The following is a 24915-nucleotide window of genomic DNA, read 5'->3' as shown; positions in this document are numbered from 1 at the left end:
TCACCCCTCTTTCTTTTCGTTTAAATCCAGGCTGATATCCAGGCTCTCAAAAGAGTAGGTTAACCTGCCAACTGAAATTACATCCACTCCGCTCTCTGCAATACCACGAATGGTATTTAGCGAGACGTTGCCCGATGCCTCAACTTTCACATGCGGAGCCTGCTCACGAATAAGAGCGACGGCCTCACGCATCCGATCTGGGTGCATGTTATCCAGCATAATGATATCTGACCCAGCCTGCAAGGCTTCTCTGACCTGTTCCATGTTTTCGGTCTCTACTTCAATGGTCATTGTATGCGGAATGACGGCTCGCGCACGCTGTACCGCTTCAGTGATCCCGCCTGCGCCCTTGATGTGGTTATCCTTAATCATGACGGCATCATAGAGACCGAACCGATGATTTGCTCCGCCACCAACCCGCACTGCATATTTTTCAAGCAAGCGGTGTCCCGGTGTTGTTTTACGAGTATCGACCAGTCGTGTAGAAAGGCCTTCCAGCGCGTCAACATAAGTACGTGTACGGGTAGCGATACCAGACATGCGCTGAAGCAGGTTAAGAGCCAGACGCTCTCCTGTCAGCAAGCTATGTGTGCTTCCTTCTACCTCAGCCAGAATCGTACCATGTGTAACTGCATCACCGTCTTTTACCATTGGTGTGAACGCAAGACCAGGATCCACTACCTGAAACACGAGTTCTGCTACCGTAATTCCTGCAATGATTCCATTGTCTTTGGCATGTATAACGGCCTTGGACTGACTGCCAGCGGGAATCGTCACATTTGTTGTGACATCCCCTGCACCAACATCCTCACGAAGCCAGTTTTTGATTGATTCGATGAGTCCTTCATTATATCCGTTCAGTATCATGACATCAATTCCTCCACAATCGCTTGTTCTCGCTGCTGCAGACTATGCTTCTGCCATACGGCATCGTCACGCTGCGGGAAATCCTCACGGTAGTGGGCTCCCCGACTTTCCTCGCGGTGTAATGCTCCAGTGGTAACCAACCAGGCACAGGTCAAAAGGTTGGCATATTCCATCTCTTCTTTGTGAGTAAACTTCTGATCAAAAAATTGCAGTTCTTGTTGCAGTTTCTCTATTGCTGCTTGCAGGTTAGCGCCATTCCGGCGCAGCCCCACTTGACGCACCATCATTTTTTGCAGACGCAAGCGTCTTTCGGACACCGGCTTCTGCTCTTCCTTTATGATCCTGCGAATAGTTGTTAATGTGGGAATATTTGTCTGGAGTGAAGCAAGCGGAGGAAGGGATTGAATACGATCCACGATTCTCCGGCCAAATACGATTGCTTCAGACAGAGAGTTGCTCGCCAGACGATTGGCTCCATTTACTCCAGTAGAAGATACCTCACCGCAGGCAAATAACCGGCCAATGCTGCTCTCCCCACTGAGATCCGTCTTCACTCCGCCCATCATGTAATGTGCAGCAGGAGCAACCGGAATCCAGTCTGTGGTCATATCCAGTCCGTATCGCATACAGGTCTCATAAATAGTAGGAAACCGATGCTTAATCATCTCCGCCGGTTCATGAGTGATATCCAAATATACAAAGGTGCTGTTTGTCGATTCCATCTCACTGACAATTGCCCGCGCGACGATATCACGTGGTGCCAGTTCAAGCTGTGCATGATACCGTTCCATGAAGCGCTCGCCTTTCACATTGCGCAAATAAGCTCCTTCGCCACGTACCGCCTCGGACACCAGGAAACGTGGTGCTCCCGGATAACAAAGGGAGGTCGGGTGAAATTGGATAAACTCCATGTCCCGGACAACTGCCCCGGCACGATAGGCCATCGCCACACCATCTGCTGTAGCCACTTCCGGATTAGTCGTATATCGATACAATTGTCCAGCTCCGCCAGAGCATAGTACGGTTGCCTCTGCCTTCACAAATACTTGTGAGCCGTCAGCCTTCTGAACCAGCGCACCTACACATTCTCCCTGCTCTGTAATCAGGTCAATGACAAAATGCTCATCCCACACTTCAATCCCCGGATGTTCATTCGCCTGTGCAGCCAGTGCACGCACAATCTCATATCCCGTTGCATCCCCATTGGCATGCAAAATACGGCGGTGGCTGTGCGCACCTTCCTGCGTCAACGCCAACTCGCCGTTCTCCAGATCAAACAAAGTACCCAGTCGAATCAGTTCTTTCACTCCGTCCGGGCCCTCGTTCACCAATGCTTCGACTGCTTCGGAGCGGCATAATCCCGCTCCTGCAACAAGTGTATCCTGCAAATGGTAGGCAGGTGAATCATCCTCAGCAATAACCGCAGCGATTCCTCCCTGCGCATACCGGGTGTTACTTTCCAGTAACGACTTCTTCGTGATCATCAACACACTGCGTTGTTCACTCGCCTTGATCGCAGTAAACAAACCAGCAATGCCCGAACCAATAACCAGCACATCCGTCTCCACCATCGGCAGCGCGGACAGATCAAAATCCACTAAATATTGCGGTATCATGTTATTTCACCTGTCTTGGAGCAAGAGTAGCGCATGCTACTTCACCAGTAACATGCGCTCTAGTGATTCTCTGGCTTTGTCGGCAACGGCTGGAGGCACGTAAATTTGCGGCTTCATCGTTTCCAGACATTTAACCAGCTTTTTCAAGTTATTGACCTTCATGTTCGGGCATACGAGGAACTTGGTAGCAAAGTGGAATTGTTTATCCGGGCTATCGAGACGCAGTTGGTATCCTGTACCATCCTCGGTACCTACGATAAATTCTTTAGCGGACGAATTCTTACAATATTCCAAAATGGCGGTTGTGCTACCTACGAAGTCACCCATCTCTACAACCTCAGGACGACATTCCGGGTGAACAACGAACTCGGCATTTGGATGCTTCGCTCTCATCTCAACCACGTCTTTGACCGTCAGCATATCATGGGTATTGCAGTAACCTTCCCAGATAATCATTTTCTTGTCTGTATGTTGTTGCACATAATGTCCCAGATTTTTATCCGGTACCCAGATGATTTCATCGGAATCAACAGATTGAATGACTCTGACAGCATTGGCCGATGTACAACAGATGTCGGTCTCTGCCTTGATCTCAGCTGAGGAATTGATGTACGTTACAACTTTGGCATTCGGGTGCTGTGCTTTCAATTTACGTAAGCCTTCAACGTTCACCATGTCTGCCATTGGGCAGCCTGCACGCTCGTCGGGGATGATAACCGTTTTGTTAGGAGCAAGAATTTTAGCGCTTTCACCCATAAAATGAACCCCGCAGAAAACGATAACATCCGCATCGGTTTGTGCCGCCTTCTGGGCCAGCAAAAACGAATCTCCCCGGAAATCAGCGACCTCCTGTACCTCGTCACGTTGATAATAATGGGCAAGAATAATGGCATTACGTTCCTTCTTCAATTCCATCAGCCGCTCGCGCAGCTCCCGGTTCATCTCAGCCTTGCGCTCTAAAGCCAGAGCTTCCACCTGTGATCCTCTCCTTATCGGGACAGCCTTATACGCTGTTTCATATGGCAAATCCAAGTCGTTATTTTCGCTTGAGAAACGAATCACAAGCGGTTTAACACCTAATGTACACAACGTTCACGACTCTGTCAATAAATGAAAACGCCCCAGAACAAGGGCATAACCGCCCATTTCCTACGTGGTTCGCCCTATAGCTCCCCGTTATCATTATCTATACAATTTGAAGGAATATATAAAAAAAGAGAGCCCAAAGGCTCTCTTTGTTCATCTGCCACTATAAACAGATGGTTGTTATAAATTAAGACGTTGGCTTCGTTCCACCATCATCCGGGTCATTGCTGTTTCCTTTGTCCAGATTCGGAGCTTCGTTAGGAATATCTCCGGCTGGTGGCTCAGGCGTTTCATCTTTGCCTTGGATACGGACGCGTACATCACCGATGTTGTCGATGATCGCCTCTCCGCTTTCGCTAGGCGTGCCTTCTCCATCATTGCTGTTCTCACTTTTTGGAGTCAGGGAACCTGTCTCGATCAATTCCTTGATCTGATCCATTTCCAATGTCTCCACTTCGAGCAATGTTTGTGCGATCAGATGCATCTCTTTCGAATGTTTTACGAGCAAGTCCTTACATTTCTCGTAACAATCGTTAATGAAGCGTTGCATTTCCTGATCAATCTCATATGCGATGGAATCCGAGTAATTCTGTTCATGACCAATATCACGGCCCAGGAATACCTGTCCCTGTGAACTTCCGAATTGCATAGGACCCAATTTCTCACTCATACCGTACTCCATAACCATACTTCGAACAATACCTGTCGCTTGCTGGAAGTCACTGTATGCGCCAGTACCAATTTCACCAATGAACAATTCTTCTGCAACACGGCCCCCAAGGAGTCCCGTTATTTTGTCCAACAGCTCCTGCTTGGTTACAAGCATACGATCTTCTTTTGGCAACATGATTACATATCCACCCGCGCGTCCACGCGGAATAATGGTAACTTTATGTACCATATCGGCATGTTCCAGGAAGTAACCTACAATGGTGTGACCTGCTTCGTGGTAAGCAATGATACGTTTCTCACGATCACTGATGACACGGCTTTTCTTCTCCGTACCTACGATAACACGGTCAATCGCCTCGTCTACCTCACGCATGGAAATATCTCTGCGATTACGACGTGCCGCAAGCAATGCCGCTTCATTCAAGAGATTTTCCAAATCTGCACCGGAGAATCCGGTAGTACGCTTCGCAATAATGTCCAGCTTCACATCTTTGGTGAGTGGTTTGTTGCGTGAGTGTACTTTCAGAACCGCTTCACGACCTCTCACGTCAGGGCGATCAACCGTGATTTGACGGTCAAAACGTCCTGGACGCAGTAAGGCAGGGTCCAGAATATCGGCACGGTTCGTTGCAGCAACGATGATAATACCTTCATTGGCTCCGAATCCGTCCATTTCAACAAGCAACTGGTTGAGTGTTTGTTCACGTTCGTCGTGACCACCACCAAGACCAGCACCACGCTGACGTCCTACAGCATCGATCTCATCGATAAAGATGATACATGGGGCGTTTTTCTTCGCATTTTCAAACAAGTCACGTACACGAGATGCACCGACACCGACAAACATTTCAACGAAGTCAGAACCGGAAATACTGAAGAATGGTACACCCGCTTCACCGGCAACAGCACGAGCGAGCAAGGTTTTACCTGTACCCGGAGGACCTACAAGCAATACGCCTTTAGGAATCCGCGCACCTACTGCTGCGAATTTACGAGGGTCCTTGAGGAAGTCCACGACTTCAACCAGTTCCTGTTTCTCTTCGTCAGCACCCGCAACATCTTCAAACGTAACCCGTTTTTTCTCTTCGTTATAGAGACGAGCACGGCTTTTACCAAAGTTCATTACTTTACCGCCGCCGCCTTGGGCCTGATTAAACAGGAAGAAGAACAGCAGGAACATAATGATCAAAGGAATAAAGGAAGTCAGCAACGTCAACCAGATGCTGTCACCTTTCATAGGTTCCTGATGATATTGGAACTTGTTCGTTTCGCTTGCAGTTACAAGCTCACTAATTGCCTCATCCGTAGGAGGAATATACGTTAAGAAATTTTCTGATTTGGCTCCGTCAGGAATCTTCCTGTATTGACCGGTCACGATGTACGTCTGACCATTGAATTGAACAGTCAATTCGGAGACATTGTTAGCTTTAACCTCAGCCCGAAGCTGATCATATCCAGGTTTTTCTATAACATCGTTCCCATCTGTGATAAATCTAACTAAACCCACCACAACTAAAAAAAGAATCAAATAAAAACCAGAATTCCGGATGAACCGATTCATCCCCTACCTCCTCTCGAGACACTTTAATTATTTTAACATAGCCCGACATGGCTTCTCAACAGAAGCCACTAACAGATATGGGCTTGGAACTAGCTTAAGCATTAGTTGCTGTAAACTTCCGGTTTCAGAATCCCGATGTAAGGGAGGTTCCGGTACTTCTCGGCATAATCCAAACCATAGCCAACGATGAATGCGTCCGGAATGTCAAAGCCGGTGTAATGAGCTTCAAGTTCGACTTTGCGACCTGAAGGCTTGTCAAATAGCGTAACCACACGGACGGATTCAGCACCGCGGTTCTGCAAGAGTTCGATCAGATAACTGAGCGTGAGTCCACTATCAATAATGTCCTCTACAATCAGAACCTCGCGTCCCTCGACGGATTCATCCAGATCCTTAATGATTTTAACAACGCCTGATGATTTGGTGGAAGCGCCATAACTCGATACTGCCATGAAATCCATCTCAACAGGTACCGTAATGTTCTTAACCAAATCAGCCATAAATATAAACGCACCCTTGAGCACACAAATGACCAAAGGATTGCGATTTGCATATTCGGCACTTATTGTTGCGCCTAATTCCTTGATTTTACTCTGAATTTCTTCTTCACTGATCAATACTTCCTGAATGTCGTTCTGCAACTGTGCGAACCTCCTAAGTTATACATATGAAAGCCTTACCTGAACCATAACCACTACCCCTGAATCGCTGAATCGCCTACAGTCATGTACAGGATTGCAGAAGTATCCTCCCTGACAGGAGCTACACTAGACCGGCGAACACCCGGTAACCAAATGACATTGCCTGCTCCATCACATACCACGGGAACCCGTGAACGGACAGATGGGGGAATTTTCTCATCGATGAAAATATTTTTCACCTTTTTGCTTCCGTTTAATCCCATCACTTTCATGGTATCTCCAGGTAACCTTGAACGCACAACCAGCGGCATAAGCAGTTGATCCGCATCAAATGCGGCATGATCCGCCGATTCCGGTACATGATAGTCCTCGGGACTCATCGGAACGATCCGAACATGCCGGTCGATTTCCGCGAGAGAAAGCTCATAAGTTCCGCTCCATTGAGCAAGACGATATTCGTAAGATTGATCCTGTACGTCAGTCCGTATGCCGAAAGAGATCAGATCATACTCCCGGGTGCAGGCGAGTGTCTGTCCTATATCCAGGCTCCAGGTCGTCGCGTCAGGCTGAATTACCTTGCGACGAATGGTCTCAATACGGGTAAAGTCGACAAAATCACTGTCCAAAGGCAGATAATTCAATATTAGTTTAATCAACCTTCGTTGTAAAGCGACATGTAACTTCAAAAAGGAAGGCACCTCAAAGGTTTGCCTTCCGCCGTTCGCCTGCACTAGACACCTGTATGCGTCATATGCACCTTGTTCCATGAAATCGTCTTCATCGCCTACAATTTCGGCAAGTCGATTCAAAGACGGCGTCAACTGTCCATTATATTGCCCCAAAAAAGGAAGCACATCCAAGCGAATGGCATTACGCCGATATTTACGCAGGGAATTGCTTTCATCATTAAAATACAGAAAACCCTGGGTATTACAAGCTTCTACAAGGTCTGTCTTGTTTATACGAAGGCATGGACGAATAAGTTCCACATTTTTTTCTCGCCGTTTAAACTTCATTCCTGCGAGTCCGGAAAGACCACTTCCTCGCAGCAAATGGAGCATAACCGTCTCTGCCTGATCGTCGGCATGATGGGCCAGTGCAATGCTCGCCGCATCGTATTTGACAGCCACTTCATGCAAAAACTCATATCGCTTGTTGCGCGCAGCTTCCTGAGAGCCTTGACCGGTAAGCTTCATATAAGAAGGTACGTCGGCCTTCACCCATTCAAATGCAATGCCAAGTCGGTGCGCAAGTTCCTTCATCATCTCGGCTTCATGATCGGATTCAATCCGAAAACCATGGTGTACATGGGCGCAGATCAATTCCAGCGGGACATGCCTGGTACTGATCTCATGCATGATATGCAAAAAAGCTACCGAGTCCGGTCCGCCCGATACTGCGACGACAATCCGATCCCCGGGAACCCATAACTGATGCTCTTCCGCTGCATCCAGCACGTTATTCACCAGCTTGTTCCAGCGTAAAGCTTCCATACCTGTTCCTCATTCCTTACGTTATGTATATGCACTCTCACAGGTCAGAATCGCAGTGCATAGATGAGTACCCCAATAAGTAATATAACGGAGACGGCAAATGCATTTTTGAGCCAACGCGGAGTTGTACTCTTGGAACGGCGACGAAGAGGAGAAGGGCGTGCCATCATCTCTTTCCAGACCTTAGCCGCGTGTCCGGCATCCTGAAATTGACCTCGTAATGCCTGAATAGTCCAGTTTCGAAAAGGGCGGAGACGTTCACTGCGCTCCACGAGAGCTGTGAGCTGATTTACACTTCGCAGTTGAGGTAATCCCTCTGCAGCTAGCGCTTTGAGTGCATCAGCTTCAAGTACATGAATCAATAATAGCGCAAAAGCAAACACATCATAGGTACCGTCTGCTGTTCGACTGCCTGCATTCCAGAATCCGCGATCATACCATTCAGTGAACTGCTTGACGCTCCGGCCGATAGAAGTCACTCCGCCATAGTCGATAAGTTCTACCTGCCCATAATCCGATACCAGTACATTTTGAGGTTTGAGATCGCCAAACACCCATCCAGCCTGATGCAATTGAGCCAGCTTTTGCAATAGTCTGAGTCCAACCAGAAGTGTCCAGTCCGTTCCCTGACGCCGAATGAAGTGGTGCAAAGACTCCCCCCGAACGTAACGCATCACATAAAAGGGAATATCACGACCACGAATAGCGTAGTCATCCACATCTTTCAGATAAGAAGGAATGCCACTCTGCCGAAGGGCCTCATGATTACGCTGTAATTGAAAAGATTTGAGCACATTAATTTCCGATTGCAGATCTACTGGGTCAAATCCCATTTTAAGCGCATAATGTTTGCCATTCTCACCCCGCTGGACAAGAAAAACGATGCCGTTGGCTCCTTTGCCCAGCAGCTTCCGAATCGTATAACGGCTGCGATTCCATTTCCCTGTGATGACTGTTCCTGGCGGGAAAGAGGCGTCAGACAACGTTGTCACCGAGCATCCCTTCTCTTTCAATGCGATAGTTCCCTTCTATTTCCTGCTGTCCCTCCAGTGTACCATAACGGTAAAAATCAATCACCCTTTGAATCGCAGGACCTGTCGGCGTCGCTCCCTTCATTTGCAAACGTCCAAATAGTGAACGAACACGGCTCGGGTCAACTGTCCAGTCGATATCCATGACAGCTTCTTCTCCGCTATGGCGCCCAGGAAAATGAAAGACGGAAAGATGGCTCTGACCCATACGTGCCTGCAAGCTAAGCATTAAATCGCGAATCCCTTCCTCCACCGCAGCAAGCTTCGGCTTCATACTGGCACTTACGTCAATGAGAAGCACGACCTGAAGTGGTGTTGTCTCGGCCATATCATCCATCACTTCAACGACCTGCGCACGTTTTGCCGGTTCAAGGTCTGTTACCGTTTTCGGCTCGTGCTCTCCCAGAATTTGTGTTAACTCTCTATTAACCGCCTGTTGAATGGTCTGAACCACCGTTTTTCTTGTCATCATCTGCATCGTATGGGCAAGCTGTCTTGTGCCTACGATCTGACTAATTCCACCTCCGGCTTTGGCAATATCCTCGATCTCCCGACTACCCAACTCACCAATGGTTCCATAATCAATAACGCCGACCACGTTGACCGTAATTCCTTCTTCTCGCGCTTCCGCCGCAGCCAGCACTGGACTTGGGCCTACATTGGAACAACCGTCGGTGATCAACAAGATTTGTTTCATCCGATATCCCTCCGTTTTGGGTTACTCTCCAACTCTATGACTAGCATTGCCAGAATGAAGAGACTTCAAACAGAGGAATATGCAATTAACTGACAGTGCGCGGACGCTCCATCCGGCTTATTCCGGGTACTCTCAATGTGGCCCACTCCGGGCGATAATGTTCTATTTTGCCTACAATTACAGTCATATCATCATAGATCTCATGTTGCTGATAACGTATAACACTTTCAAGCAGACAGTCTGCTACCTCCTGAGGATCATCACTATCAATTTCCTGAATGAGCCGCTTCATCCATAGTTCTTTATTGACGGCATACCCCGGTGCATCATAGATACCATCTGTCATCATAATTAAAACATCCCCTGGCTGAAGCTGTACGGTTACCAGATCCACCTCAATATCTTTGATAATGCCAATCGGCAGATTGCTTGCCGAAACTTGAATAACCTCCTGCCCTCGTTTAATAAAACTTGGAGTCGAGCCGATTTTCATAAACGTGGTCTCTGCCGTATATTCATCGATCAGAGCCATATCCACTGTTGCATACATTTCTTCAGGAGAACGCAGCATCAGAACGGAATTCACCGATTTGATTGCCAGCTTCTCATCCATGCCCGACTGTAACAACTGCTCCAGTATATTTAGCGCAGCACTGCTCTCCATACGTGCCCGTTCGCCATTGCCCATGCCATCGCTAAGCGCAACTGCAAAGGTCCCGTTACCCAGTTCAACCGTGCTGAAACTGTCCCCGGACATCACATCTCCCCCTTTGGCGGCAGCAGCAACACCGGTTGTTATCTCGAACGTTTTGGCAGAACCAAAGGTGACTGTCGCCAGCCCTTGGCGAGGATCGAGCATGGTCTCATTCAAGACGGCAATATGCTCGTCCAGTACATCCGAGATCAGCGGAGCAATTATTTTCCGGCACTCGTCAAATCCGCGTGTATAGGCATGAACAATCTCAATTTCCACATTCCCCGCTTCCAGATTAATGATTTCAATAGAATGTATGGACAGACCCAACGACTCAAGCGCATCCCGAATCTGCTCCTCCTGTTGTACCATCTCCTCACTTTCCCGTTGAATTTCTTTCGCCAGGTCCTCCATCACCTGGGATACCCCTGATAATTGCTCTGCAACCAGCTGTCGACTATCTATAATCTGACGTTTCCATTGCATGTTATGTTGATGCAGACCATACTGGGCACGCATCACTTCAAGTACGTCCTCCGGTTTCGCACATACCCTGTTCCATTCCACCGGAATCTGCTTGCCTGACATCTCCGGGTTGGCTTCAATGGAACTCATCACGTCCGTCATGTATTTATAGGTTTGAATAAACTTCGCATCCCAACATTGATCCTTCTTAAAGCAACCCGAACATGTGCCTTCGGCTACGGCATTCATGAAGTGTTCCATCCCGCCTTCGTTCTGTACCGGCTCCCCCGCGCCGGACATCTGATCGAAGCTGCGTGACAACTGACGGAATACCTGAGAGAAGCGGGTAACCCGTTCTGCGGTGACATCCCGAATTCTCTTCGCATATTCATGTTGCGATTTCGTGTGATCCTGAGTGCCAGGAACATATTTGGAGATGGCCGTCAGCATACTTTTTGGCGTTAACATAAACAGAACAATGGCTGCGCATGTCTCCCATAAGGAGTTCATGACATCTCCCGGTCCACCCAGGTATATGGATAGAATAGAGGAACCGAGCAGCATGCCCAGAGCAACCGCCGCACGTTTTCCTTCCCGGAGCATACCCGCCAGCATGCCAGCAAAAGCAAGCAGACTCATCTGATATACCGCCGACATATCGGCCAAACTCAGAATGAGACCAGTAATGACCCCAACCGATGCTCCGAGGGGGGCTCCGCCCACCAGCGCGAAGATTAGAATGAGATAACGAGAGAGCATATGCTCTACAGACAGGGACTGGATCGTCCAGCCCACCGCCCCCGTCATTACGGAGGCCAGCAAGATGATCAGACAGAGGATCTCCTCGTTCTTTAGGTTGAATTTTTTTTTGCGATACGTGAAGATCGGTATGGCCTGTATGAAAACTAAGGTAAGCACAAAGCTGAGTACGGAATCCATCGTGAGCATTAGCATGGCGTACCAGCTGAAAGACGGCCCAATAACGACGGCGAATAACTTGACCATAAAAGTAGTCGTAAACACCATCGTTGGCGCATAAGATAATTCAGCGCGGTCATAAGACTCCAGTCCTCTGAACAACAGATAGAAGATAGCGAGCTCCGAAGCAACAATCAGAGGTACCGGAAACGGGGCGAAGAGACTTCCTGCCAGCAACGCAGCTCCTACCGGAATAATGTAATCCCTGCGCATGAAGGCGATAACCGCAAAGTAAGCAATCGCAAAGGGTGATAATTCATTCAGAATCATGGCCTTACCTAGCAAAAATCCCATAAAGGTAAGAAGCAGCACCCATTTACGTGCAGCAACGATCTGGACGGCCTTGCGGGAGCTAATCCACTGTTTGAGACGTACCGACAGCTCCTCCCGAGCTTCTGTACCTCCTTTACCAGCTTTCATTCCCGGAAATTGAATGACATTCCACTTTTCCATCATCCTCAAGGCACCCCATTCGATTAATTTAATTTTCGTGTTTCGTTCTCGATGGTTCTGATTATAGATAGAATAGAAGACGTAGTTTGTCACAATTGGTGGGTAGGGTCCAAAAACTTTACGACAAAAGAAACAGACGCGGCGCGGTGGTGCGGAACCCCCGGCCTTATTGTGGTTTGCTCCATTTGCCACAACCCTTGCCGACAAGGCACTTGTCTGATTTTGAACCGGACGCGCTTCGTCCTCGCCACGATTTGAGCAGGATACCTGTGGAATGCCACGGAAACCTGTCGGTAAAAAATGGTAGACGACAAATGTTCTTATGTACTTTTTTTCTTGTGCAGAAAAACTGGGGATATGGAGCTTCACTTTACAAAAACGGCTATGAATCCGGTTAATTGTCTATATCTGAACGGTTAAACTCCAAAATTAAAAACAAACGCAAAAAAACCGTCAGCCCCAAGGCTAACGGTTTTTCTTATATTTTAAATCAGGTTGAACCAGATTACACGCGTTTAGCTCCACGGCCACCACGTTTGCCTTCTGTGTTCTTCTTCAGCGAAGAGATTCGTTCTTCGCTATCTTTCAGGAAGCGTGACATTTTATCCTCAAATGAAGGTTTGCCTGCTGCGGGCTTGAAAGAACGGCCTCCGCGGTCACGGTTAAAACCACCACCACCGCCACCGCCTCCACGGCCTTGGCCACCACTTGGGCCTCCACCGCTGAATCGTTCGCGATCTCCTCCACTGCGTTCCGGTCTAGGAGCTCTTGGGGGTCTGGACTGTGTTTGTTGCTCAACCGGTTTGTCAACAGCTTGCTTAATGGAAAGCCCAATCTTGCCATCCTTGTCAACGTTGATGACCTTAACTGTAACGAGGTCATTAAGCTTCAGGTGGTCGTTGACATCTTTGACATAATTGTCGGCGATTTCCGAGATGTGAACGAGACCCGTGACACCTCCTGACAGATCCACAAATGCTCCAAAATGCGTGATGCCTGTCACCTTGCCCTCTAACTTGGTGCCCACTTCAATTGCCATAGAATAAAATGATCCTCCCTTAAAAATATACAACCCGATTTTTTGAATGCCAAAATCAATGCTGTGCTAATTTAATTATACCTTATGCCGCAAACCAAGGTCAACTGAGCACTACCCCTTAAGGTAGCCTATTTTTTCCGGTATAACGGCTTCAGACACATAGATAACAATCCTTGCTCGATAATGAGCCAAATTACATCAGTTCCCTGACTCTTCAACCTGAATTGGTGTTTCCTCAGGCAGATAGTATCCTTTTTTCCGAGCCAGCTGTCCTATGTATTCGGGATCCTTCAACCGACTGACTTCGTACTTCAATTGATCCAGCTTCTTCAACGTCTCTTCCTTTGAAGATTGCTGGGCAGCCAGATGAGAACTCTTGTCCGAAATTTGCGCAGTCTGCACAAGGAACGTATATCCTGCCCAAATGATAAACACAACCATAAAGGTCATCCATAGCATGAGACGCCTTTTGGCACCTGCAGATTTTCCTTGGCCTGCTGGAGCTTTTGATTTGTTCATAGGTGTTTTACCCATTATCGGACCTCCTTAAAACCAGCGTTTCCACATCGCTGCGATACTTGAACCCGCACGGATCAGGAAGTGTGGCGTAACCCAATGTTTCAGGATTGGCCTAAACATCCAGCGGAACAACTTGCCGAAAGGTACCAAACATTGCAGCACCAGCTTACCCAGGAATAAAAGTATGGCGAGTACGAAACCAAATAATACACGCACTAGCTTGTAAAGTCCTTTAGCGGGCATAACGATCAGGATGTTAAGGATATGTCCACACCAATGAATCAGCGTTCTTGCGAGTTTAATTAACATTACCACAAAACGCTGGGTTGTAACACTTAAAAGCCAAAAATAGAAGCAAACCCCTATAATCAGCCCCAAAAAGACATAAAACCGCAGCTGTCCGTGGTTTCCGGCGTACAGCATCCGGAAGACGAACAGCGCGGAAGCGACCCAATACAACAGATCTAGCATGTGGACGCTCCATCTCGGGAACCGTAGCTGACCGGACAGTACCCGGTAACTGTCGTAGGCCATCCCCATCACGGCTCCCGACATCAGCATCCACATCAATGTGATCCATTGAGTATCCGGACTCATCGGAACATCTTGCCGAACAGGCCTTTACCGTTTTTGGACTGAGAACCGGGGTCCAGATATTGAAGAGAACTGACAGTGCCCTCGATGGATAACAAACCGTCCTCCAGGCTCAGGTTTTTGATATGTAAATTGTGCCCCCGGATGGTCAGATGCCCAAGTTCAGTTTGCAGCAAAAATTCCTCACTGTCGAAGCTCTCCACATTGGAGACACCCGTCAGATCCAGCAGTTTCCGATTCTGCATGCTCAGATGATGCTGTTTCGTCTTACTTTGCTCAACCATGGCATGTACCCCTCCTTCTTAACCCTAGCTTATGGATCAGAAGTGCAGAATAGAACCAAGGTTGGATGAAAGCAAATGTCCGGATAACGGTTGAACACAAAAACGCCCTTCCCTATACGGGAAAGGCGTTTCTTTTCATTTTGCAATGAATGTGTATAAAAGTATATCAGGCATCCCTGTTACCAGTTCAGACCGTTATCCTTGGCGATCGGCTCTTCCTTAACCAAGGTGTAGAGGCTGCTCGCCTCATCCTTCTTGGTACTCTCGGCAAGACGTTCCACCTTCACGGTGACCAGCTTTTGACCGAACTGAACCGTAAGCTCATCGCCCACTTTGACAGCAGCGCTTGGCTTCGCTTCACGTCCGTTCACCAGCACACGTCCCTGTTCGGAAACGTCCTTGGCTACGGTGCGGCGTTTGATCAGCCGGGAGACCTTCAGGAATTTATCAAGACGCATTATTTTACGGCTTCTTTAAGTTTGTTGCCTGCTTTAAACGCAGGAACGGTGGACTCAGGAATCACGATTTCATTCCCTGTTTGCGGGTTACGTCCGGTACGACCGGAACGTTTGCGGGTCTCAAAAGTGCCAAAGCCGATCAGTTGTACTTTGTCTCCGCTGGCAAGTGCATCTGTAATTTCTCCCAAAAAGCCGTTCAATACGGACTCAACGTCTTTTTTAGTCAAACCGCTTTTGGTGGAAATGTTGTTAATCAGATCTGTTTTGTTCATTTTTAAAAGCCTCCCAAATTGAAAAAAAAGTATCTGCGAATCCGTGACAACAGATCTGCTGCTGCTGGCTCCGCGCAAGGTTACTACACATGTATTCTGGCTTGTCATCTGAAATCCTGCCTCGGTCTTCGACTTTTTTCACTTTTTGTCGGTCCTGCCCAAGAACAGTCTAAGTCCAGTACCCGAAACGCCTCTGCATTAATCACACGGTTTCTCGTGCAACCGCACCCGAGATGCTTCGACGACACGATACGCATGATGCAACTAATGATATCGGATCAGCGCCCAAAATGCCAGAACCCTTTACAATCCAGCCTTCTTCGCTGCCTGCCAGTATTGCTCCATTTCATCGACATTGCTGTCTGATGGAGTTCTTCCCTGTTCACGCAGACGCTCCTCAATATACTGGAAACGCTGAATGAATTTCCTATTGGTGGCGGCAAGCGCCTCCTCTGGATCGGTATCAATAAATCTCGCTACATTGGCAGCTGCAAACAGTAAATCGCCCAGTTCCAGCTTCCGTTCTTCCGCAGACTGGTTATGCTGCACTGCTTCTTTTAGCTCTGCCAGCTCTTCCTCAATCTTGGCAAAGACACCTTCCACGTCATCCCAATCGAAGCCAACTTTAGCCGCTTTTTTCTGTAATTTGTACCCTTTCATCAAGGCAGGCAAGTCGCGGGGAATACCGTCTAGCACAGAAGTCTGCTGTAGATCCTGTCCCTTGCGCTTTTTCTCCTCTGCCTTCATCTGTTCCCAGTTTTGCAACGCTTCATTCGCATTCTCTGCCTGTTGTTCACCGAATACGTGCGGATGACGGAAAATTAGCTTGTCGTTCAACCCTTCGATAACGTCGTACACGTTAAATGTGCCAACCTCTTCTTCCATCTGGGAGTGCAGCAAAATCTGCAACAGGAGGTCGCCCAGCTCTTCCTTCATGTGATCAGGGTCATCTTCATCAATCGTTTCAATGACTTCATAGGTTTCCTCAATCAGGTTTTTACGAATCGACTGGTGGGTCTGCTCCTGATCCCATGGACAGCCACCTGGACTGCGAAGGATATTCACGATTTCATGCAGTCGTGCGAAGGAGCGCCGACGAAGCGCGTCATCCGTATTTTTGGGCACATATATCAATGAGAGATTACCGTACCCTTCAATCCGATCCAGATCATGCAGCGGCACCTTGTGTATAATCTCCTGTCCCTGTACACCCAAGGCATGTCCGACAAATACCGGATAATCGTCAGGGTAAACGTCCATCAGGCACAGTTTTACGTCGGAAGCGGTAAACACATCATATACTTGTCCAATCAAGGTATGAAGCTGCGGTTGCACCAGTTCCGTATTCAGACTGCTGGCATCGAGAAGCTGAAAACCTTCAATCGGATCGAATCCAAGACGAATAAACGCTTCATCCAGAAAGCTTTCCCCACCCATAACGCGCAGCGAAATGCCCATTTCTGGGCAGCGCTCCTTCAACAGGCGTACGCTCGCTTCAGCGACCATGGGATGCCCTGGCACGGCATAAACGATCTCGGTACCCGGCTCGCCCTTACGTGCGGCCTCAATCAGTCGATCTGCAATTTCGTCGTACACTTCCGGAAAAGAATCCTTCGCCTCATAGATGGCATCGAAGGATGTCATCTCCAACCCTTCCTGCTTGAGATCATTCAATACGGGATGATCCAGTGTGCGTACATACAGCGTCGCTGCATGTTTCATTTTTTTGATGATTCCTACCGTTAGCTGATCTGCATCTCCAGATCCAAGACCGACTACTGTCAAAGCTGCACTCATCTTTATAAGCCTCCATCCGAACTATCCCGTTCCGACTCCCCATCCTTGGTCAACCAATCTTGGATGGGTCATACATAGTACAGAACAGGGCTCTATAATTAAACGTATTATACCAGAATTAGACGTTATCCTATAATTGCATTTGCATATGACACGGTGTGACTCATTCAATCACTTTTGCTCCGCTTTAATGTGGGAGCCGGGTTGAATGGCTGACGTAGCGCTAACTGTAGCAGCGCAACGTGAGGGTTAGCGCAGCACACGCAGTCTGCGCAGCAGCTTCGCCAGCAGCGGCCCCAGCTTGGGCACGGCCGCCAGCTCTGCGGCGCTCAGCAGCCTCGTCCGGGCCGCGGCCAGCAAGAACACGGCCGAGCCTGCGGCTATGCCTAGCAGGCTCACGCCCATCGCGGCCAGCCTACGATCGGCCGCGATACCGATGCCGCCGAGCACTGCTTCGGCGGCCCAGGCCGTGCCTGCCGCCGCCAGGCTCATGGCGGCGATCACCAGCGCCGGCTTCGCCAGAACGGCGCCCGGGGCCGGGCGCATGGCGACAAGTCGCGCCAGCAGCGCCACATTCAGGCCAGCCGCCAGCATGTAGGCGACTGCGCCTGCCAGGGCCGCGCCGCTGATGCCCAGCGCCGGCACAAGCATGACGTTCAGCAGCGCCTTGACGCCTGCGGCGGCCAGCATGCTGAACGCGGGTGCGCGCACGGCGCCGAGGCCTTGCAGCAGCGCCGCCGCGATAATGCTGACGGTGCTGCCCGCAGCCGTCAGCGCCATGTACCGCAGAGCTTCGGTGCCTGCGGCATCGCCGTACAGCATGCGGTTAATCGGCTCTGCCAGCACCGCTAAACCTGCGGATGCCGCCAGGCCGATCAACCAGAACCAGCGCAGCGCAAGGCCTGCTTGCTGCCTCACGGCTTCTGGCCCGCCTTTCAGCCGGGCTTCGGCCACCGCCGGAATAAAGAGCACAGACAGCGACGTGGCAAGCATCGTCACCAACTGAACCAGCGGCAAGCCCCGGTTGTAAATCCCGAAGGACACCATAGATTGAAGCTCATCCAACCCTTCTCGTCTTAGCAGTCGGGGTACCGTAAAAGTATCCACCAAATTCATCAATGGCACAGCCAGTGATCCGAGACAAACCGGAATGGCATAGATCAGTAGCGTCCGCATCCACTCACCGTTGGATCGCCGCTCCTCAGACAGAAGGCTGCTCCCCCCGCTTCGGTGTTCTTTGGTTTTCTCCATTTGCTCAGCTGTCTCAGTACTTTTCATAACAGCGAGCCTTTCCCCATTTTTCCGTCGATGATGGTACACATATCCAAGCATCGTAACTAACCCGGCAAACCCTCCTGCCACTGAACCAATCATGGCTCCAGCTGCAATGGTCTCCAATGAAGCGTCCCGTCCCATGAGCCACAACAACAGAACAATCATCACCGTGACCCGAACAGTTTGCTCTACCACCTGGGATACCGCCGTAGGCACCATTTGCTGCAACCCCTGAAAATATCCGCGCAAGCCTGTCATCACCGGTACAAACAACAATGCCATTGAAGCTGCCCGAATGGACGGTACGACACTTCCGTTTCCAATCAGATCTCCAATAAGCGGTGCACCTATACACATCAACAAGGCCAGCGCTAGTCCAATTCCACCGAGCAGCATCGAGGACAAGCGTATAACCCGTCTGCCCTCCTCCGGTCGACCAAGAGCATTCTGCTCGGCTACGAATTTGGATACAGCCACAGGCAGCCCTGCAGCAGCAAGGGTAATGATGAGCATATAGAACGGGTACACCGTATTGTAGATGCCAAAAACACCGTCTCCCCCCAGATTCTGTAGCGGAATCTTCTGAAAAGCACCAATGATTTTGGATATAATGGCGGCAAGCCCAAGCACAAATGCGCCCTGAAGCAATCTTGAGCCTGTAGACAACTGTTTCATATGTCCCTCCTGCGTATGTCCGTGCATTCATTCCTTCAAAGTATACCTAGCTATTATACCTGTCCCAAGGCGCACAGACTAACCCTTCAAGACACCATGCACTTCAGGACATCATCCACACTATCTACAGCTTCCCTAAAATGCAAAAACTCCTGGTTGCCCTCTGGGCACCAGGAGTTGATCTGCTATTTATTGCTCCATCTGTTTGCCAAGGAACCCGGCAGCTGTCTCGGACATTTTAATTTCCATCTGAGACATCTTCACCGATTCATCCTTGTTGAAAAGGATAACCGTTCCGATGGGGTCACCACCTGAAATGATCGGGGCAATAACAAAAGACGATAACGTCTCGTCATGATCTTTGCTAAGCTCATAAGAACCATTGTTGGTCTCCAAAATCGTCTTCCGGTTTTCCATACAACTCTCCAGCAGAGGACCTACCTGCTTATCCAGATACTCTTTCTTGGAGCCACCTGCCACGGTAATAATCGTATCACGATCAGAGATCATCGTTACATGGCCTGTACTTTCATACAGCGATTCTGCATATTCTTTGGCAAAATCACCAAGTTCGCCAATCGGCGAGTATTTTTTAAGAATAACCTCTCCATCGCGGTCCACAAAAATCTCAAGTGGATCGCCTTCACGGATACGTAACGTACGGCGGATTTCTTTCGGAATGACCACTCGACCGAGGTCATCTATACGGCGGACAATACCAGTAGCTTTCATTTCACATGTTGCCCCACTTTCTCGAGAAGATTTTTCAACTACTGTTCCTTAATGGGTAGAGGAAAGTCCCAGAACGTTTAGTGTGATATCTTGACCATAGTATTCATCTGTTCCCATTTCCTTATACATACTTTGGAGAATATAGTTGTGTAAACTTCCACAGAAGGAGACCATGTACCCAATTTGCTCCACAGATACAAGGAAAAGCAAGAGGGAGGCCTTAAGTCCCCCCCTTGCTTTTCTGTATGGTTGTCCATATTAGAAGCGTTCAGTGTATCACCCAGACAAACGTATTTGCTGAATGTGTGCACTCGCTATCTTACTTACCGCTTGTATCTGTACCTTCACCTGTTGTTGTATCCTTGTCGGTTCCAGTTGTTCCTTGATCCGTTTTGGTATCCGTACCCGCATCGGTTTTTTCACCCTCAGTACCCTTTTCCGTTCCTGTACCGGTAGTACCCTCAGTCGTGCCTTCTTCAGCTTTGTCTGTTTTCGGCAGTTTTACTTCTTTAACGATTTTGTCCAGTTCACTGGTCATGAATGTGTCGATCTCAGCAGCGGCCAATTGACTTTTCAGTGTTTCTTTTTGTTCAGCAGTCAATTTCGTGTAGTCCGCTTCTGTACGTTTTTCTACTTTCATGATGTGATAACCATATTCAGTCTCTACAGGATCACTGATTTTGTTCAATGGCAGTGTTTTAGCAGCTTCTTTGAACGCATCTACCCAGCTGGCTACAGGTGTATCTTCATACAAGCCGCCTTTTTCTGCAGAACCTGTGTCTTCGGAGTATTTCTTCGCGATTTCAGCAAAGTCTGCTCCGCCGTCCAATTTCGCTTTCACTTCTTTCGCAAGTTTCAGAGCATCTTCCTTTTTACGCTCTTTTTGCGTTTTTGGATCAGTGAAATTGATCAGTACATGACGAACAGACGCCGTTGTGAACTGATCTTTATTTTTCTCAAATTCAGCTTTAATCGCATCTTCAGTAACGCCAGTTTCTTTATCCTTAATTACCGTCATGATGCGAGTCATGTAATCCTTAATGTTCTGGTCTGTCAGATTCTGAGCTTTCAGCATCTCAGTCCATTGGTCAGCTTGAACAGAAGCTTTCATTTTGTCGAATTGCTCTGTCGCTGTTTTGGCACCCTCGGTTTTGGCTGCATCACTTGCTTTTCCACTCAAATATTCATAAGCAACTTCCTGTTTTACCAGGTACTCCTTGAAATCATCCATATCCATCATTTGTGCATATTCCGGATAGAGGAATTTCATGACCCGTTGCTCCATGTCGAATTCATTGGCTGTAATTGTACCGCCATCATACGTAGCGACTACAGCACTTGTATCCTTCGGTTCTGTTTTCGCTTCTTCCTTCTTGCCACAAGCAGCAAGCAGTGATAAGGACAGTACTGCTACCATACTCACAGACAGTACTTTCCCTACTTTTTTATACTTTGCTAACATCCTTTAGTTCCCCCTTTGATTTAAAAGCACTTTTCATGGACTCCAGAAATTTCTCTACCAGCTCCATCAGTTGCTTGTCCCCAAGCCCTTTGCCCTTTACATGAATAAGCATATGGGGTCCTTGTTCAAATTGTACACGTCTTTCGAACTGATTTCCAATGTGTGCGATTTTTGAGAGCTCAAATGCATGTTCTCGGCCTTCGTAGAACTTCACTGTAAGATCATCTCCGCGTTGGGAGATTGATTCAATACCGTAGATCTTGCCATAGACTTTCATTCTGGCCACCGCCAGCAGATTGATCACGGCTTCCGGCAGATCTCCGAATCGGTCAACCAATTCGTCTTCCAGTTCCATTGCATCGTCGAAGGAGGCAATAACCGCCACTTTTTTATAAATTTCAATCTTCTGAATACTGTCATAAATATAATCAGACGGCAAGTACGCATCGATACTGAGATCCAGTGTTGTGTTCCACTGATCGGATGGCACCGGCTCTTCGCCGAGCATCGTAACTTTGCGTTTGTTAATTTCCTCTGCCAGCATCTGAGAATATAGATCGAATCCGACAGACGCAATAAAGCCGTGCTGTTCAGCTCCGAGCAGATTACCCGCGCCGCGGATCGACAAATCACGCATCGCGATCTTGAATCCCGAACCCAGTTCGGTGAATTCCTTAATCGATTGCAGACGTTTCTCAGCAACTTCGGTCAGCACTTTGTCCCGTTGGTACGTGAAATAGGCATACGCGATCCGGTTGGAACGTCCCACCCGTCCACGAAGCTGGTACAGCTGGGAGAGCCCCATTTTGTCCGCGTCATGCACGATCAGAGTATTTACGTTAGGAATATCTACCCCAGTCTCGATGATGCTAGTGCTGACGAGTACGTCGTACTCACCATCCAGGAAGTCCAAAATAGTCTTCTCTAGCTCCGTTTCCGACATCTGGCCATGTCCCACACCAACCTTGGCCTCAGGCACCAATTCGGAAATTTCCGCAGCCATCTCCTGAATTCCCTGAACACGGTTATACAAGTAGTAGACCTGACCGCCACGAGCCAATTCACGTTCAATCGCTTCACGAACAAGTGCCTGACTGTGTTCAACGACATACGTCTGTACCGGAAAACGGTTTTCTGGCGGAGTCTCAATAACCGACAGATCCCGAACGCCCAGCATGGACATGTGAAGGGTACGCGGAATCGGCGTTGCTGTCAGTGTCAGCACGTCCACGTTTGTTTTCAGCTTTTTCAGTTTTTCCTTGTGCGTTACACCGAAGCGCTGCTCTTCATCTACAATTAACAGGCCAAGATCCTTGAAGACTAGATCCTGTGACAACAACCGATGGGTACCGATGACGATATCGACAGTGCCTGCCTTAATACCTTTGGCCGTCTCGTTCTGTTCTTTACGTGAACGGAATCGGCTAAGTACATGAATGTTGAATGGATAACCGGAGAAACGCTCACGGAACGTTTCATAATGCTGCTGCGCCAAAATGGTTGTAGGGACTAATACAGCAACCTGTTTCCCCTCAATGGCAGCTTTAAATGCAGCACGGATAGCGACCTCGGTTTTGCCGTAACCGACATCCCCACACAATAAACGGTCCATCGGGCGATTTTGTTCCATATCCTTCTTGATTTCTTCGATGGCACGCACCTGATCACGTGTCTCATCATAAGGGAACATGTCCTCGAACTCCTGCTGTTCCGCAGAGTCTTTGTCGAAGCCAAAACCTTTTGACGTCTGACGTTCCGCATAAAGCTTGATTAGATCATCAGCAATATCCTGTACAGATGTGCGGACTTTATTTTTAACCCGTGTCCACTCATTGCCGCCCAGCTTATATATTTTCGGCTCTTTCTCTTCCGAACCGACATATTTCTGAATTAGATCAATCTGCTCAATCGGTACAGACAGTTTGTCTCCACCTGCATAGAGAATATGCATGTAGTCCTTGTGAATACCGCCAACCTCAAGTGTGCCGATCCCGAGATACTTACCAATCCCGTGATTCTGGTGAACGACATAATCGCCCACTTTCAGCTCACTATAGGATTTAATTCGTTCAGCATTGTCCACATTGCGAATCGGTTTGCGCACTTTGCGCTGCTTCTGTGAGAACATCTCGCCTTCGGTGACGACAGCCAGATGAATAGAAGGCATTTCAAAACCCGTTTGCAAGTTGCCAATAAGCATCTCCGGCTCAGGGATATCATAGTCCATGAGTACCCGACGCATGCGATCTAGTCTTTCCTCACCGTTAGCCAGCATGAGCACCTGAACTCCGGCTTTCTGCCAGCGCTCCATCTCTGCTTTGAGCACGTTCATCTGACCATGGAAGTCCTGCATTCCACGGCTGATAAAGTTGAGGATATTCTGCGGCTGGGTATGAGGAACCTGACGCAAAAAGATGGACATAAACAGCGTCTGGAATGGACGTTCATATATCAGATCATCCCCATCGGCCGACAGATGCAGGTCTGGAAGGGTCTTCCCGTTTTGCATCAAATGCAGATTCCACTCCGACTCATCTCGGTCAAGCTGTTTCGACGTCTCCGCGAGCCTTGCTGGCTCGTCGAGTACAAGCAACGTATCTTCTGGCATGTAGTCGTAGATCGTCTTGTTTTCCGGATAGAGCGGTGAAATATATTTATACATTTCGGAGAAATACACATGCTCCCGCAGAAGTTCGATCTCGCGATGAATTTCTTCTCGCAGACGCAGCTTTGCCTGCCGGTCCGTCATTTTCTCCAACTGTTGGTCAAGCAAAATAACGGCCGCATCCGCAGCCTTCTCCATACGTTCACGATCTGCAATTAACTCTTTGCACGGCAGAACCGTTACTTCGTCAATTCGTTCAATGGAACGCTGATCTGCAGGATCAAATGTACGAATGGAATCGATCTCATCGTCGAATAATTCCACACGATACGCAATGGACGATGTGACTGGATAGAAATCAATAATTCCTCCACGCACGCTCATCTCACCGCGTGATTCTACACGCTCTACACGTTCATATCCGAGCTTCACCATCTCCAGCAGGAATGCATCGAGCTCCAGCGTATTGCCTTGTTTAATTGTAATCTGAGCATTAGCCATCACTTCTGGAAGTGGAACATAGCGCCGTACCCCGGAAAACGGGATAACAACAACGCCCCTAAATCCCTGGGCGCAACGGACCAACACGTCAATACGCTGACCCAATGTTTCCGGACTGGAAACAGCAGCTTCAGCGGCAACAAGTTCGTTGGCAGGATAGAGCAACACCTGATCAGGTGAAAGCGCTTCCTGTAAATCTTCTGCGATTTTTTGAGCGGAAAACATATTGTGTGTCACAACGAGCAGGGGTCTGTTCATTTCCTGATGTAGAGCAGCCAGCATAATCTGACGCGCCGAACCGGATAAGCCCGAAACCAATTGCTCTTTCATGCCGGATGTAATCCCGGCCGTAATGGACCCGAAGTCCGGATCTTTGGAAAAAGCCTGTATAAGTGCTTGTAACAAAAGGGGCACCTCTCTTATAACTTACTTGAGTATCTCACGCATG

At 48.6% G+C, this 24915-nt stretch carries 20 protein-coding genes; all 20 read right to left on the bottom strand.

All coding sequences use genetic code 11. From position 1 onward, the window contains the following. A complete protein-coding gene (nadC, locus tag BUA17_RS29475; protein ID WP_072735830.1) occupies positions 1 to 867 on the bottom strand; it encodes a carboxylating nicotinate-nucleotide diphosphorylase in 867 nt (288 codons plus the stop codon). Further along, positions 864 to 2483 carry an L-aspartate oxidase gene (gene nadB / locus BUA17_RS29470; protein ID WP_072735829.1) on the bottom strand — a complete coding sequence of 540 codons (1620 nt, stop codon included), beginning with the start codon at positions 2481 to 2483 and terminating at the stop codon, positions 864 to 866. Before nadB ends, nadC begins: the two co-directional genes overlap by 4 nt. 36 nt (positions 2484 to 2519) lie before the next feature. Then, positions 2520 to 3458: a quinolinate synthase NadA gene (gene nadA, locus BUA17_RS29465; protein ID WP_024633731.1), complete on the bottom strand. Its 939-nt coding sequence runs from the start codon at positions 3456 to 3458 to the stop codon at positions 2520 to 2522. A gap of 298 nt (positions 3459 to 3756) precedes the next feature. Continuing rightward, complete coding sequence (gene ftsH / locus BUA17_RS29460; protein ID WP_072735828.1) at positions 3757 to 5802, bottom strand: ATP-dependent zinc metalloprotease FtsH; 2046 nt, start codon at positions 5800 to 5802, stop codon at positions 3757 to 3759. Positions 5803 to 5903: 101 nt separating this feature from the next. Then, positions 5904 to 6443: a hypoxanthine phosphoribosyltransferase gene (hpt, locus tag BUA17_RS29455; protein WP_024633729.1), complete on the bottom strand. Its 540-nt coding sequence runs from the start codon at positions 6441 to 6443 to the stop codon at positions 5904 to 5906. A gap of 53 nt (positions 6444 to 6496) precedes the next feature. Further along, on the bottom strand, positions 6497 to 7936 hold the full coding sequence (gene tilS, locus BUA17_RS29450) for a tRNA lysidine(34) synthetase TilS (RefSeq protein ID WP_063567557.1): 1440 nt from the start codon (positions 7934 to 7936) through the stop codon (positions 6497 to 6499). Positions 7937 to 7980: 44 nt separating this feature from the next. Further along, positions 7981 to 8928: a serine/threonine protein kinase gene (locus BUA17_RS29445; RefSeq protein ID WP_024633727.1), complete on the bottom strand. Its 948-nt coding sequence runs from the start codon at positions 8926 to 8928 to the stop codon at positions 7981 to 7983. Continuing rightward, positions 8912 to 9664: a vWA domain-containing protein gene (locus BUA17_RS29440; protein ID WP_064641402.1), complete on the bottom strand. Its 753-nt coding sequence runs from the start codon at positions 9662 to 9664 to the stop codon at positions 8912 to 8914. The genes BUA17_RS29445 and BUA17_RS29440 overlap by 17 nt, the downstream gene beginning before the upstream one ends. An 85-nt stretch (positions 9665 to 9749) precedes the next feature. After that, entirely contained in the window at positions 9750 to 12257 is a 2508-nt protein-coding gene (gene spoIIE, locus BUA17_RS29435; protein ID WP_170867968.1) for a stage II sporulation protein E, read from the bottom strand. A gap of 502 nt (positions 12258 to 12759) precedes the next feature. Next, the gene (locus BUA17_RS29430) at positions 12760 to 13293 is read right to left on the bottom strand and encodes a S1 domain-containing RNA-binding protein (RefSeq protein WP_063567555.1); all 534 of its coding nucleotides are present in this window, start codon (positions 13291 to 13293) and stop codon (positions 12760 to 12762) included. 198 nt (positions 13294 to 13491) lie between these two features. After that, positions 13492 to 13827: an FtsB family cell division protein gene (locus BUA17_RS29425; RefSeq protein WP_063567554.1), complete on the bottom strand. Its 336-nt coding sequence runs from the start codon at positions 13825 to 13827 to the stop codon at positions 13492 to 13494. Positions 13828 to 13839: 12 nt separating this feature from the next. After that, on the bottom strand, positions 13840 to 14409 hold the full coding sequence (yabQ, locus tag BUA17_RS29420) for a spore cortex biosynthesis protein YabQ (protein WP_072735827.1): 570 nt from the start codon (positions 14407 to 14409) through the stop codon (positions 13840 to 13842). Continuing rightward, positions 14406 to 14690, bottom strand: coding sequence for a sporulation protein YabP (gene yabP / locus BUA17_RS29415; RefSeq protein ID WP_053778920.1), 285 nt, complete (start codon positions 14688 to 14690; stop codon positions 14406 to 14408). Before yabP ends, yabQ begins: the two co-directional genes overlap by 4 nt. A 179-nt stretch (positions 14691 to 14869) precedes the next feature. Then, positions 14870 to 15148, bottom strand: coding sequence for an RNA-binding S4 domain-containing protein (locus BUA17_RS29410; RefSeq protein WP_024633720.1), 279 nt, complete (start codon positions 15146 to 15148; stop codon positions 14870 to 14872). Then, positions 15148 to 15420: an HU family DNA-binding protein gene (locus tag BUA17_RS29405; RefSeq protein WP_017691362.1), complete on the bottom strand. Its 273-nt coding sequence runs from the start codon at positions 15418 to 15420 to the stop codon at positions 15148 to 15150. Before BUA17_RS29405 ends, BUA17_RS29410 begins: the two co-directional genes overlap by 1 nt. Before the next feature lie 303 nt (positions 15421 to 15723). After that, the gene (mazG, locus tag BUA17_RS29400) at positions 15724 to 17217 is read right to left on the bottom strand and encodes a bifunctional methyltransferase/pyrophosphohydrolase YabN (RefSeq protein ID WP_064641406.1); all 1494 of its coding nucleotides are present in this window, start codon (positions 17215 to 17217) and stop codon (positions 15724 to 15726) included. Positions 17218 to 17466: 249 nt separating this feature from the next. Next, complete coding sequence (locus BUA17_RS29395; RefSeq protein ID WP_072735826.1) at positions 17467 to 19167, bottom strand: putative polysaccharide biosynthesis protein; 1701 nt, start codon at positions 19165 to 19167, stop codon at positions 17467 to 17469. Between the two features lie 189 nt (positions 19168 to 19356). Then, positions 19357 to 19899, bottom strand: coding sequence for a stage V sporulation protein T (gene spoVT, locus BUA17_RS29390; RefSeq protein ID WP_024633717.1), 543 nt, complete (start codon positions 19897 to 19899; stop codon positions 19357 to 19359). A 319-nt stretch (positions 19900 to 20218) separates the two neighbouring features. Next, positions 20219 to 21361, bottom strand: coding sequence for a peptidylprolyl isomerase (locus BUA17_RS29385; RefSeq protein WP_063567550.1), 1143 nt, complete (start codon positions 21359 to 21361; stop codon positions 20219 to 20221). Further along, on the bottom strand, positions 21345 to 24872 hold the full coding sequence (mfd, locus tag BUA17_RS29380; protein WP_063567549.1) for a transcription-repair coupling factor: 3528 nt from the start codon (positions 24870 to 24872) through the stop codon (positions 21345 to 21347). The genes BUA17_RS29385 and mfd overlap by 17 nt, the downstream gene beginning before the upstream one ends. Between the last annotated feature and the right edge of the window lie 43 nt (positions 24873 to 24915).

Source organism: Paenibacillus sp. ov031 (assembly GCF_900143165.1).
GTDB classification, from domain to species: Bacteria; Bacillota; Bacilli; order Paenibacillales; family Paenibacillaceae; genus Paenibacillus; species Paenibacillus marchantiae.
Note: the sequence above shows the minus strand (reverse complement) of the source record. Positions and strands in the feature narration are given on the sequence as shown.

What these genes read in the sequence shown, in the direction of transcription:
- yabP (WP_053778920.1), bottom strand. Translation starts at nt 14,690, where the DNA reads ATGGTTGAGCAAAGTAAGACGAAACAGCATCATCTGAGCATGCAGAAT.
- BUA17_RS29425 (WP_063567554.1), bottom strand. Translation starts at nt 13,827, where the DNA reads ATGGGTAAAACACCTATGAACAAATCAAAAGCTCCAGCAGGCCAAGGA.
- mazG (WP_064641406.1), bottom strand. Translation starts at nt 17,217, where the DNA reads ATGAGTGCAGCTTTGACAGTAGTCGGTCTTGGATCTGGAGATGCAGAT.
- ftsH (WP_072735828.1), bottom strand. Translation starts at nt 5,802, where the DNA reads ATGAATCGGTTCATCCGGAATTCTGGTTTTTATTTGATTCTTTTTTTA.
- nadB (WP_072735829.1), bottom strand. Translation starts at nt 2,483, where the DNA reads ATGATACCGCAATATTTAGTGGATTTTGATCTGTCCGCGCTGCCGATG.
- spoIIE (WP_170867968.1), bottom strand. Translation starts at nt 12,257, where the DNA reads ATGATGGAAAAGTGGAATGTCATTCAATTTCCGGGAATGAAAGCTGGT.
- nadC (WP_072735830.1), bottom strand. Translation starts at nt 867, where the DNA reads ATGATACTGAACGGATATAATGAAGGACTCATCGAATCAATCAAAAAC.
- BUA17_RS29385 (WP_063567550.1), bottom strand. Translation starts at nt 21,361, where the DNA reads ATGTTAGCAAAGTATAAAAAAGTAGGGAAAGTACTGTCTGTGAGTATG.
- BUA17_RS29395 (WP_072735826.1), bottom strand. Translation starts at nt 19,167, where the DNA reads ATGAAACAGTTGTCTACAGGCTCAAGATTGCTTCAGGGCGCATTTGTG.
- BUA17_RS29405 (WP_017691362.1), bottom strand. Translation starts at nt 15,420, where the DNA reads ATGAACAAAACAGATCTGATTAACAACATTTCCACCAAAAGCGGTTTG.
- yabQ (WP_072735827.1), bottom strand. Translation starts at nt 14,409, where the DNA reads ATGAGTCCGGATACTCAATGGATCACATTGATGTGGATGCTGATGTCG.
- spoVT (WP_024633717.1), bottom strand. Translation starts at nt 19,899, where the DNA reads ATGAAAGCTACTGGTATTGTCCGCCGTATAGATGACCTCGGTCGAGTG.
- BUA17_RS29440 (WP_064641402.1), bottom strand. Translation starts at nt 9,664, where the DNA reads ATGAAACAAATCTTGTTGATCACCGACGGTTGTTCCAATGTAGGCCCA.
- tilS (WP_063567557.1), bottom strand. Translation starts at nt 7,936, where the DNA reads ATGGAAGCTTTACGCTGGAACAAGCTGGTGAATAACGTGCTGGATGCA.
- BUA17_RS29410 (WP_024633720.1), bottom strand. Translation starts at nt 15,148, where the DNA reads ATGCGTCTTGATAAATTCCTGAAGGTCTCCCGGCTGATCAAACGCCGC.
- BUA17_RS29430 (WP_063567555.1), bottom strand. Translation starts at nt 13,293, where the DNA reads ATGGCAATTGAAGTGGGCACCAAGTTAGAGGGCAAGGTGACAGGCATC.